This window comes from Tengunoibacter tsumagoiensis (genome assembly GCF_003967535.1).
Lineage (GTDB): Bacteria > Chloroflexota > Ktedonobacteria > Ktedonobacterales > Ktedonobacteraceae > Tengunoibacter > Tengunoibacter tsumagoiensis.
The window spans coordinates 740008-752019 of sequence record NZ_BIFR01000001.1 but is presented as its reverse complement, the minus strand read 5'-3'; the positions used below and the strand labels follow the sequence as shown (position 1 = coordinate 752019).

At 51.0% G+C, this 12012-nt stretch carries 8 protein-coding genes and 1 pseudogene; 4 read left to right on the top strand and 5 right to left on the bottom strand.

Going from position 1 to position 12012, the window contains the following annotated elements; translation table 11 throughout:
• Positions 1-148: 148 nt before the first annotated feature.
• Both EL628_RS02935 and EL628_RS02930 read right to left on the bottom strand, forming a co-directional pair.
• Positions 149-604, bottom strand: a pseudogene (locus EL628_RS02935) (NADH-quinone oxidoreductase subunit B); the annotation flags it as partial.
• Positions 605-672: 68 nt separating this feature from the next.
• Complete coding sequence (locus EL628_RS02930; RefSeq protein ID WP_126578303.1) at positions 673-1023, bottom strand: NADH-quinone oxidoreductase subunit A; 351 nt, start codon at positions 1021-1023, stop codon at positions 673-675.
• A gap of 388 nt (positions 1024-1411) precedes the next feature.
• On the opposite strand from EL628_RS02930, the gene EL628_RS02925 reads away from it, so the two are divergent.
• The 3 genes from EL628_RS02925 to EL628_RS02915 all read left to right on the top strand — a co-directional run bounded on the left by EL628_RS02925 (position 1412) and on the right by EL628_RS02915 (position 4698).
• Positions 1412-2254 carry a putative RNA methyltransferase gene (locus EL628_RS02925; protein WP_126578302.1) on the top strand — a complete coding sequence of 281 codons (843 nt, stop codon included), beginning with the start codon at positions 1412-1414 and terminating at the stop codon, positions 2252-2254.
• 224 nt (positions 2255-2478) lie between these two features.
• Positions 2479-3540, top strand: coding sequence for an ROK family protein (locus EL628_RS02920; RefSeq protein WP_161975233.1), 1062 nt, complete (start codon positions 2479-2481; stop codon positions 3538-3540).
• A gap of 24 nt (positions 3541-3564) precedes the next feature.
• A complete protein-coding gene (locus EL628_RS02915) occupies positions 3565-4698 on the top strand; it encodes a protein kinase domain-containing protein (protein WP_161975232.1) in 1134 nt (377 codons plus the stop codon).
• A 56-nt stretch (positions 4699-4754) separates the two neighbouring features.
• Here the strand turns inward: EL628_RS02915 and EL628_RS02910 are convergent, their stop codons facing one another.
• The 3 genes from EL628_RS02910 to EL628_RS02900 form a co-directional block, all read right to left on the bottom strand.
• Positions 4755-5456 (bottom strand): class I SAM-dependent methyltransferase, encoded by a 702-nt coding sequence (locus EL628_RS02910; protein WP_126578299.1) that lies wholly within the window; start codon positions 5454-5456, stop codon positions 4755-4757.
• Positions 5457-5842: 386 nt separating this feature from the next.
• Positions 5843-9694, bottom strand: a complete 3852-nt coding sequence (locus EL628_RS02905) for an AAA family ATPase (protein WP_126578298.1) — start codon at positions 9692-9694, stop codon at positions 5843-5845.
• 15 nt (positions 9695-9709) lie between these two features.
• Positions 9710-10981 carry a metallophosphoesterase family protein gene (locus tag EL628_RS02900; protein ID WP_161975231.1) on the bottom strand — a complete coding sequence of 424 codons (1272 nt, stop codon included), beginning with the start codon at positions 10979-10981 and terminating at the stop codon, positions 9710-9712.
• 338 nt (positions 10982-11319) lie between these two features.
• Here EL628_RS02900 and EL628_RS02895 point away from each other — a divergent pair, with 338 nt between their 5' ends.
• Entirely contained in the window at positions 11320-12003 is a 684-nt protein-coding gene (locus tag EL628_RS02895; RefSeq protein WP_161975230.1) for an HD-GYP domain-containing protein, read from the top strand.
• Positions 12004-12012 lie beyond the last annotated feature (9 nt).

The window sequence follows — 12012 nt, the reverse complement described above, 5'->3', positions numbered from 1 at the left end:
AACCAGTTCACGTCTTTAAAATGGCACAAAGGGCACCCCTGAAGGTGCCCCCACAAAAACGGACTCTGCTCTTTGTTTATGCTTCGTCGCTGACCGGTCCAGCTAATTTGAGACCGCTGGCCTTCAGTGGATCGGGTGGATTAGGTATCCCTTCGCGAATCTTACGCTGAAGCTCATTGAAGCCATAAAGCAACATATCCGGAGTGGGAGGACAACCGGGAATATACACATCGACTGGAACGATTTTGTCGACGCCCTGGACAATAGCATAGTTGTTGAAGACGCCACCACAGGAGGCACAGGCTCCCATTGAGATCACCCATTTAGGCTCAGGCATCTGGTCATAGATCTGTCGTAGTACCGGGGCCATCTTTGTCGAGCAACGGCCAGCCACAATCATGAGATCAGCCTGGCGCGGTGAAGCACGATAGACTTCGGCACCAAAGCGGGAGAGATCCCAACGATCACCACTGGTAGACATCATCTCAATGGCACAACAGGCCAGACCAAAGAGAGCAGGCCACAGTGAGGAGCTTCGACCCCAACCCAGCAACTTGCTTACCTGGGTCGTAAAAATACCAAAGTCGCCATCTTTCGTATGCATTGGCAACTCACGGCTTAAACGAGGAGTCTGGGTATTTGAATAAGTCTGTACAGGCTCCCAGGGATTTTTTACTCCCATGTGAATGCTCCCTTCCGCCAAACATAGAGGTAACCAACCGCCAGCACAGCCAGAAAGACAAGCAATTCGATCAATCCGAATACTTGCAGCTGGCGCATCAGGACAGCGAGAGGATAAAAAGAAACAACTTCGATGTCGAAGGCGATAAAGAGCATGCCTGTCAATAGATATTTTACAGGGAAACGCCGGTGAGGCGCTTCAATCTCTTGTATACCGCATTCATAAGGGGCAAGCTTCTCCGGCGTTGGCTTTTTAGGGCCCAGGATGGCAGTCACCGCCATCACTACGATGCCGAAGAGGACAGCCAGAGTTACTAAAATAAGAACGGGGAGTGTTCCCATATGAGCGGGCCCTTCATTTCTTTAAAAGTATAAGCTATACACGCGTAAAACGTGGGACATCAGGTGTCCAAAGTACACTTCCTCATTGAATATCGTAGCATAGAGATGGTGTGAAAGTCAAACAAAAACAGGGCTCCAGAGGCCGTTTGGCTCAACAATGAATGAATCTCGTAGAAGCTACCATAGATATTCTATCTATGTGTTCATGATGGCTGCTGATCTTTTGCCCTCATTAATGGTATGAGACAGATTAATGCTATACTGGTGATAGCACTATGAAGATATCTTCCATATCTGCCTTTCCTACCTTAAAATACGCGAAAAAATATGCGAAAAAACACGCGGAGAAACACGCGAAAAAAACATACCAAAGAGATGAAAATAACGCATGCTAGAGCTACTACTCTGTCCGATCTGTCAACAGCCCCTCCAACGTCAGGAGCGCGCACTCGTCTGTGAGAAGGCCCACAACTTTGACCTCGCTAAAGAAGGCTATGTGAATCTTCTGCACAAGAAACAACCAGGCGACACACGTGAAATGGTCCAGGCCCGCCGCACCTTCTTTGAACATGGCTTCTATCAGCCCCTCTCAGATCTGATCAATCAGCTTGTCATTCAATACCTGACTTCAGATGGCTCTCAGCCCATCACTATCCTGGATGCAGGTTGCGGCGAGGGCTATTATCTAGGTCGGCTGCACGCCTTTCTAGCCGAACAGAGGGGCCAGACGGTGCAGGGTCTGGGCATTGATATCTCTAAAGAAGCGATCAGGTTGGCGGCAAAACGGTATACCAGCGACTTCTTTCTGGTGGCGAATCTTAAAGAGCGCCTCAATCTGTCGGATGGCTCGCTTCAAGTCATCTTGAACATTTTTGCTCCTCGCAACGTCAGTGAATATACGCGCATCTTAGAGGTGAATGGCTTACTGCTCATCATCATTCCTGGTCCAGAGCACCTGCTCCAACTACGTGAGCGCCTGCATCTTCTCACCATCGAAGAGAATAAACAGGCGAACGTGCTGGCGCAATTTGCCGCACATTTTGCGCTGGTAAAGAGCGAACAGATCAGCTATCCACTAACGCTACAGAGCGAAGAGATTCGGCAGGTTGTCATGATGACACCCAACTACTGGCATCTCTCGGCAGAGACAAAGCAAGCGATGGAAGAACTGGAGAAGATCGAGACGAAAGCAGAGTTTATCGGCCTTGTACTCCAAAAAAAGGGAGCGTAAATTCATCTGTAGAGCTGCAAGTCTCTTAGATGAGACCATTTTTCGGCATAAAGTGGGACAGGCATCCTAGCGAACTTTGCGTTACTGGTTCTGTATGATATACTAAACCCGTTGTCCCGTATGGCTCAATCCGGATAATACGATCAGATAACTAGCCCGGCTATTCCTGGTCAGAAGCTAGCATCTGAACGGAGACAATAGTGAAACGGAAAAGGGAGAACAGCGTGTCTACTCAGCCTAATTTAGGGAACATCAACACTGACTATCCAGGGCAGCCTGGCCTACAAAGAAACACTGGTAGATTACTGGCGACCCAGGGCTATGTGCTGGGGATAGAGATTAGCAGCAGTGGTGCCCGCCAATCGGTGGCACTGGCAGATCTCAATGGTCAGGTCCTTTATCAGCTGCGCCGTCCATTGGAGTATGTACCCGATACTGAGACCGTACTCTCCTTGCTCAACGAGATGATCGCCGAAGCTACCCAGCCCGAACGGCTCCCCAAAGGGCGACTGCTCAGGATAGGAATTGCGGTTGGTGGATTGGTTGAAGCGACACAGGGGATTGTAAGAACCCTCTATCATGCTCAACAGTGGAATAACTTCCCATTGCAGGACTACTTTGCAGAAAAGTTGGACGTCCCCTGTATTATTGATAATAATGCCAATGCCGCAGGATTGGGCGAAGTTTTGCATGGAGCAGGCCAGGGAGAACGGGTCGTTCTGTATATAGGATTGGGGCGTGGCATCGGTGGTGGATTGATTGTAAATGGACGCATCTTCCATGGTGCCAGCGGCACAGCTGGTGAGATCGGGCATACCCTGGTCAAGGAGAATGGCCCGGAGTGCAGTTGTGGTGGCGCGGGGCACCTTGAAGCTATCGCATCCGCTCGCTCTATCATCCATTCAATGCGCAATCTGGCTCAGGAATATCCGGAGAGTCTGGCGGCAATTGAGCGCATCACGCGCGGACAGCCCGAAAACTTAACGGCTGAACAAGTATTTCAGTTGGGCGCAGAGGGCGATAAGATCGCGCAACAGGTTGTACAGCAAGTTCATACCTATCTTGGTGGGGCGCTAGCAAATATTGTGCAGCTTATCAATCCCAGCATGATTATTCTGGGGGGGCCGGTGGCACAGGCGGGCGACCTGCTGATCGAACCCTTACGGCAACGCATTCAGGAGCTTTGTCTCCCAGCGGCAAGCCAGTCATTACGTATTGTTCAGGGTCACCTCGGTAACGAGGCAAATCTCGTTGGCGCGATTACCTTAGCGCTACAGGACATATAAGTGCAGAATCTTGAGAGGCTTATAGTGGAAACAGGCCGGGTCATCAATAAGCGCTACCTGCTACAACGCCTGATACAGCAGGGAAGTGCCAGCTCTGTTTACCAGGGCGTTGATCAGGTATTGCAGCGTGCAGTTGCAATCAAGGTAGTTCCGGCTGAGCAGATTCCTGTTTATCGGGCCGCCATTCGTGCCACTGCACAATTTTCACATCCAAACATCATCGGGCTCTATGATCTGATTGTAGAACCCGACGTTTTGTATGTGGTGCAGGAGTATGTCGAAGGGGATACCTTTGAAACCCTCTTACAGTCTCATCTTACACCTTATTATGTGGCTGATCTGGGCATGCAAATCTGTCAGGCCTTGCTCTATGCAACCACAAGTCCACGCAAAGTCTGCCATGGCGATCTGACCCCTGCATCGATCCTGCGCGATCGCTCGGGGCAGATCCGGGTCAATAACTTTGCGCTCTCAACCGATATGTACTATTTCTCAAACTGGAGCATCGTCGGAGGCAACAATAGTATTATTTCGGATCCTGAGATTCCACTTGGCCAGATGAGCGATGGTCGCAAGGATGATGATGTACGCGCCGTTGGGCTGCTGATGTATCAACTCCTCGCTGGCCGCTCATCCGATGCGACAGTTGTTGAACCGCCAGCGGATGGACGCTTGCGCTTCCAACGCAATGTGCCCGCTGAACTTTGTGATGTCATTGCTCGTACAGCTATTCGCCAACATCCCCAACATATCACCACCGCAGATCTCCTTCAAGCAGAACTTAAGGTCATTCTCGATCAATTAGAGCCACCACCCCCACCAGTTACGATCGCTCCAGCACCAGCCTACAAGATCGATGAGTTTAGCGCTTCCAGCAAACATGCCACATCAGGGGCGTTACGCGATCGCAATCTGAGCGAGGCGACCTATAATGATACACGGGCTCGCCTGGCCGCTATGCAGCAGGAGAGAGATGCTGGAACGACTGCCGCCGATAATATTTCAATGAAGTTAGCAGCAGCCAGGCCAGCAGCCTATGCTGCACCAGAGCTACCAGCCCGCCGCATCAATCTGCCACTCCTGTTATTGATCGGGTTAGTGCTTTTCATTCTCTTTTTTGTCGTTGGTTACTTTATCGCACACTCATTGCTTCCATAACTATGCCAGGTTTCCATGAAGATGACAGAAGCAGTTCAGAAAAGCTATGTTCTATCTCAAAGGAGGCTTCCATATCCATAGAGGAAGTACTTCTCGGTCTCTCTGACGGTCATGTCAAAGCCCAGGCGCTGGAAGCGGTGTGTTAGCTCAGTTGGATCATAGAAGTTTTTGATGATCTGAAATGCGCTGCCATCATTAAGGATGCGGGTCATAACTTGATTATCTGGCAGGGGCAGCTGATGATTGATTGCTGTGCTGGTAATCTCGCGCCGACCATCGACAAAAAAGATCTTGCCGCCCGGGTCCAGCATCCCTCGCACGCTCAGAAGAAATGCATCCAATCGCTCCAGGGGGACATGTGAGATCCAGAAGCCAAAGACAACTGCAGCATAGGTACGCTCAGGCTGCCAGGTGAATAGATCATTCTGGATATAAGAAATGCGAGGGTCTGCAATTTTGGCACGATTCAGTTCGATCATCTCAGATGAGGCATCTACTGCTGTAATTGTTGTGGCTGTTTTCAAGAGGTGTTCCGTCCAGATGCCAGTTCCAGGTGCTAGCTCCAGAATATCACCTGTCAGATGAAGCTCCGCTAGCTGAGTAAAGACCTGCTCGACTTCTGCAAACCAACGTGCATTTGCCTCTGCGCCACGATCATACCGCCCCTGTCGATAGAACCATTCATCATATTCATGGGCCCGGGCCCGATAGTAGTTTTTCATCTCTTCCAGGGCCTCAGCCGAAATATGTTCAGGCATGTTGCTAACTATCCTTTTTTCTGTACAGTATAGCAATGGTCCTGGGTGGATTCAAGTTGCCTCGTAAAATCCCAGGGCTTTCCATTTCTCACAGAAGAGGCAGAAGCCAGGAAGGGGGAGAGAGGGGGAGAGGGACGCTCAGCGGGCGCGACTGCGGTCTGGCCCCTGTCATCAGCCTCAATGAATTGATCCCTGACCCTTCTCAATTCATTGTCCCCCCAGACAGGGGCCAGACCGCAGTCGCGCCCGAGAAATGACCTGATGTAGTATTGTTCCTCTTCTTCGCACTCTTCCCGATGCGAGGGCCTCTGTGGCCGTCAGAGGACTAACCCAGAAATGGAAAGCCCTGGTAAAATCCCTGCCCATCATTCATGACAGACGTGGTGTTACGATGGACGTGTAACGATTGCGCGAACGATCTGGGTCGCGCCCACTTCTTCCTCTTCATCGTCAAAGTCGTCGAGAAGAGGATCAGCTAGCATACCTGGGACAACAGGCAGGTTGCTTTCAATCATGAGGCCATTATCCATATAGAGATGGTAAGGGAACATAGCTGGATCAAAGGCGCTGCTATGAGAGACCAGAATAATCTGCTCAAAATGCTGGCTTAAGAGTTCGCCTGTGACAACGTTCACCAGGGCCTGAGCACGACCACGATCGAAAGAGCTCAGAGGCTCGTCGAGAAGAATGAAGCCGGGAGCAGCACTTAACTCGCGTGGCAGAGCGGCAACCGCAAAAGCCAGGCGCAAAGCCAGAGAGAGCTGATCAGCCGCACCGCCTGAGAGCGCCGATGTGGGCATATATTCTCCAGCAGTTGGATCCCAGACCTGAATCTGGAATGGCCCCCCGCTGATAGTATTCTCCTCATCGTCCGTAGAGAGATGCACATCGTGATAACGACCAGCAGTCAGAGCAGGGAGAATCTGTTGCATATACCGTTCGGTACGTGGTTGCAACTTGCGTAGCAGTCGCTCGTCTACCGCTTTGACCATGAGATTGCCGCGTTTCTTCGTCTGATAAGAGCGCTCCAATTGCTCAACGCGAGCACGCGCATCCTCTAGATCGATCTCCTGAGAAGCAGTCCCCAATCTGCCGCTCCGCTCTACCTCCTGCTTCTTATGCTCACTGAGCTCTTTCTCTACCTGCGAGCACTCTTGCTCTAAACGTTCGCGATCCTCAGAAGAATGTTGATTGAGCAGAGGCCAGAGCGACGAAAGATTCTTGCGCGTATAGCTCTTCGCCCTGGGACGATTATACTGAGCCAATAACGTATCTATCTCTTCATGAAGAGTAATGATCTCTTGCCGACAGAGCTCAATCTTGAGATGAGAGGCCTCTTCCTGCATCTGGAGAGACTCTAGATCTTTGCCAATCTGCTCCTCATGCGCCTCTTCTAGTTCGGTCTGACAGCGCGTACGCAAAGCCACAAGAGCTTCGGCAAAAGGATTCAGAGGCACGACCCAACTTCCCAGGGTATTACTAAATTTAGCAAGCTGCTTGTAATACTCGGACAAAGATTCCTGGCGTACCCGCAGCACTTCCCCATAATGGGCATGTCGCTCCTGCAATAATAAGCGATTGCCAAGAACAATCTGAACCTCTTCAAGTTGTTTACGAGCGGCAATTTCAGCATTGCCAATCGCAGCCTGCCCAAAGGCAACGCCCAATGTCCTGACACGTAGACGGAGAGAATCCTGAAGGGACTGCAAGGCGCTGCGTAGTGCAACTTGCTGCTCGCGAGCCTGTTGCAGTAGCTCTTCGGGATTATTAGCCTTATAGCGCTCATTGCGCTCCTCGAGGCCATTCTGTCGTACTAAAAGCGTATCGAGAAAATCTTGTTGAGATTTGATCTGTGAGACCAGATCTGTGACTACATCCAGCTTCCCATCCAGAGAGACAAGTTCGTGCTCAGTCGCTTTAATCGTGCTCGCTACCAGCGTCTCCAATTCCGGAACGCCAGAGACATCTTCCACTGTCAGTGGAGGAAAGACGCCGGAGGAATAAGGATCGCGGCTCTGTACAGGACTTGCCTGGATACGAGCGCTGATGCTGGGAAGCGGCAGATTCTCTTGACCAGCCAGCAAAGTAATCTCCTGTTGTAGACGCTCTGCAGCCCCTTGCTCCTCCTGAAGCCGCTCTTCCAGGTTGTCCCATTGCTCTTTGCGGCTTAGCTCTTCCAACGATGCGCGCTCTTGACGAAAACCGGTCACCTTCTCTAGAGCAGCCGCAACCTGGTCGCGGGCAAATTGAGCTGCCTGCCTGCGCTCCTGCAACTTCTTTTGTAAGTCGCCAGCATCGCTCTGGTCGCGCGCCTGTTCGATAAACTTTTGAGCCTCTTCAAGAGTCGCCGGAACATTTTCTCCCGAGGAACGAATCTCGTTCTCTACCTTATAAAGCGCTTCATTGTTGCCAGCCATGCGGGCAGCATTTGCACGAGCAGCCACACTCATACCCAGGCGGCTGGTCGCTTCTTGTAGAAGCTTATTCGCAGCTTCTCCCTCAGCAATAGCTTTACGGTAGCTAACACTGTACAGGTAACCAGCTAAAATCAGCAGGGCCAGCAAGGCAATAAAAAAGAGAACGGCCAGAATGGGGAGAGTCCCCAGGGTCGAGAAGGCCAGAATCAGCAGAAAGATCGCACCGGCCACACAGCCAGCCATAGCAAAGGTATAGTTGCGCGTCTTCGCTTTAGATTCCATAAAGGCCGAGTTAAACCTGGACTGTTGTTGGTGGGCGGTGCGCACCTGTTCTTCAGCCTGTGCGAGGCTCTGAGCAAGAGCTTTCTGGCGTTGCCATTCCTCAAACAATTTACGTAGATTGAGCTGCTTCCAACGCTTCTCCAACGTATCAGCCTGACGCTGAATCTGTTTCGCTTCACGTTCAGCCTCCTCTAGCTCCTGCTCAGCATCGAAAAGATGATGCAGGACCTTCTGAGACTGTTCTCGATTCTCCGCAGCGGCTTCGCGTTTAGTGAGACGCTGCGAATAGCTCTTCTCTAGCTGGCCCAATACCTGAAGGCGCTCGGCCAGAGTTTGCAGACGTTGTAAGCGATCTTCCAGGTAGGGGCGACCAGTGCGACGCTTCTCATCCAGCTCTTGCCAGGACTGTTGCGTCTTATTCAGGCGCAAGCGGGCTTGCGAGATCTGCTCTTCCAGGAGGCGCATATCCTGCTGAAGCTCCTGATACTGACGCACATCCTGTTCCTGCTCTTTGATACCATCCACGGCAGATAATAGATCATTTGACATACGCTGGAGGGTTTCAAACGAGCGGGTTAATTCGACCAGTTCACTAACGCGCTTCTCCAGACCTGGCAACTCCTCGCGCTCACGGCGCTCGAGATCGGACAGTTGTCGCTCCAATTCAGGGATCTCGCGCCGCGCCTCGGCAATCTCATCATACGAGGCAATAATCTCAGCCAGAGTCGCATCGGCCCTCTTCAACTGGGCCACCCGGCTCTGTTTACTCTTCAGATCCTGCCGTCGTTGATAGATCTGCTCAAGGGCCTGCTCCAGTTCGGCGATCTCGGTTTCTTGCTGTTGAATCACATCGAGATAATCGGAGACCTGAACCGCATCTAACGCAGTCTCAATTGTCTCTAACTGTGTCTGTAATTGGGGGATACGCTGCTGAATCTCGGCCAGTTGAAGATACTCCTGAGCGCGATGTAGTTGCAGCTCATCATCTTCGCTCACCTGAAAACGTTCAGCCAATTGCAGCAACTTATCCAGGCCCAGCAGATGGCGAGCGGTCTGCTCACGCCGGGCTCCGCTAATTGTCTCTAAACGATTCAGGCCTTTCTGCTCAATAAAGCAGGTATTGCGCAGAGCATCTCCATCCATATACCCTAGCTCGGCAATAATACGTTCATTGGCCGCTGATAGATCAGTCATCGGCTCTTCATCAGGCAGACCAAGGCGATGGATCTGGAGAACAATGGACTGGCCGCGACCACGCTCCAGTGTTCGCGCAATGACCAGTTCGGTTGCACCGACAGAGAGCGTTAGTGTGACATTAGCAGTACTGGCTCCATAGAGGATCAGATCATCCAATGGACGTTTGCCACGTGAATTTAGCAGAGGCTCGCCGTAGAGAGCAAAATAGAGGCTTTCAATCAGAGCAGATTTTCCAGCCTCATTGGGGCCTTGAATTAAAATGCTCCCGCGCTGCGGAAAGTGCAGATTCATAGCCCGCAGCAACCGGAACCGTTCGATCGTTAAATGCTTAAGGATTATCATGCGACACTACTCCATTCAGCGCTTCCGTTTCATCTCATCCATGGCCAGCAATAATTCTTCTTTTGTATGGGTCAATGCCTGCTTTTCTTGCACATCAGAAGTCGCAGCAATCCATTCTTCTGCCAGAGCAATCAGTTCTTCGCGAGGAGAGAAGCGCTCTCCCGTCTCAACTGAGCTTGCATCCTGTTCGGGAAGCAAAGAGAGGGCACTATCATCAATCGCCAGCGCAAAGCAGTGTTCCTCACCATAACGACGGATCTGATTGAGATCCAGGCGATGATAATCACTGCGTGTGAGCTCTCCTTCAAGGCGAATCTGTAGCATCGCATCTGAATGACAGAACGGGCGCATCCGCTCAAGAATAAGCTCCGTTGGAGTGGAGGTAGTAGCAGCAGACCAGAGCTCACGCGTCTGAATCAGCAGACTATTGAGCGTCAGGCTCTCCACGCGAACATGAGTACACCAGCGAATCCCTTCCGCAGTAAGTCCCAGGAACACAAAGCCAGGCTCGCTACTCTGTGGCTGAAAATCGACCTGCTGAGTCGCTCCTGCCACAATTACATCGGTCTGACCTAGCTGAAGCTGTTGATAGCTATGGGTATAACCGGCCAGGACATAGCGAAAGATCTCCTGACGGGCAATACTACTCTGGCTTACCACAGCACGACTATCGAGCAAAGAGCTTTCACTCGTAAGGCCCTCAATGGGAGCATGCAAGAGCAATAAGGCAAGATCAGCCCGCTCAATCTCGCTACTGACACGTAGCGGTAGCAGGGGATCGCCTTGCTGACCAGGGAGGACCCCCCGGCCACAAAAGCCGACGCGTGTCCCACGAACATCGATCATAACAGGCTCCAGTTCGGCAGACTCCTGTGCCGGAACCGGAGGAAAATAATGCAGGGCTCCAAGCTGAGCATAGCTCATCTGAGGTGCAGGAGCCGTCTCACCTACAAGAGGAGCAGGCGTATCATGAACGCCCCCCAGAGCCAGAGTATGAATGCCAGCCTGCTTCAATTGAGCCAGGCGTTCGGCGACAAAACTACGATCGCGCTCATCGGGAGTAGCCGTATCAAACAGATCGCCAGCCTGAATGAACAGATCCACGCCTTGCATAATCGCAAAATTAGTGGCCTGCTGAAAGGCTTGGCGTAGACGTTGTTGTCGCTCCTCACGTTTGCGAGGATGTTGACCAAATCCCGCGCATCCAAGATGGTTGTCGGCAGTCAAAACAAGAGTAATAACGCCTTCCTGACGCTCCCCTTGCCGACTGGCCAAATCTGTTTCCAAATCCTTGTTCACTGTGTCATCTCCCATCGTGACCACTTCCGTCGTTTTGCAAACGTACTTTTAAATACACTTTAAAACGTACTTTAAAACGCGCTTTAAAACGTACTTTTACATGATGGTAATTACTCTTTTCTCAAGCTGAGTCTATCACAAAAGAGGAGGATTAAAAACGAATCAGGATAGTTAGAGGGACTATTTGGGGAATAAAGGAAGAGATAGAGAAGCTATCCAGATAGCCATTTTGGGCAGTTCGGAAGAGAGATAGCCTCCCCGAACGTCTTCTTTATCAGAGACCATTGATGTAACGACCATTATTAGTGAAGTGGGAGCGCAGAGTGGTGGGAGTAAAATATCTAACCCAATTAGAGAAGGAGCATGAGACACGCAAAGTCCTTCTCTCATTAGCACAGAGTATTCAAGAACGCGATATTGTTACTTATGAACATTCACGCCGGGTAGCAGTATATGCTCAACGTTTAGCACGCTATCTCGGGTGGACACGGCGCGAGGCACGCAATCTTGCCCTCGCAGCTATGGTTCATGATCTAGGAAAAACATGGATTCGCAACGATATTCTCAATAAATCGGCTGCTCTATCCTCAGAAGAGCGCAGAATGATGGAGCGTCATCCTGTCGTAGGGGCTCGCATCTTGATTGGGTGCGATGTCCCACCCTTTTATGTCGAAACAGTCCTCTACCATCATGAGGCCTGGAATGGCAATGGCTACCCGGTTGGTTTAAAAGGCGAAGAGATCCCACTCAGTGCACGTATTCTCTCGGTGGCCGATGTCTATGACGTTCTGACTTCGCAGCGTCCCTATAAAGCACCATTGACAAGTAGGGAGGCTCAGGAACGGCTGCTGAAAAGTGTTGGTACGCATTTTGATCCTAAGGTTTTAGACGGTTTTATTCATCTACTCAAAATAAAACCGCATTTTACCTTGCCTCAACATGTCTGTTCCATCTCTACACAGGCGCAAGCAGAGCCAAAGCTCTATAGCCTTATTGCAGGGGGGCACTAAGACTAAGAT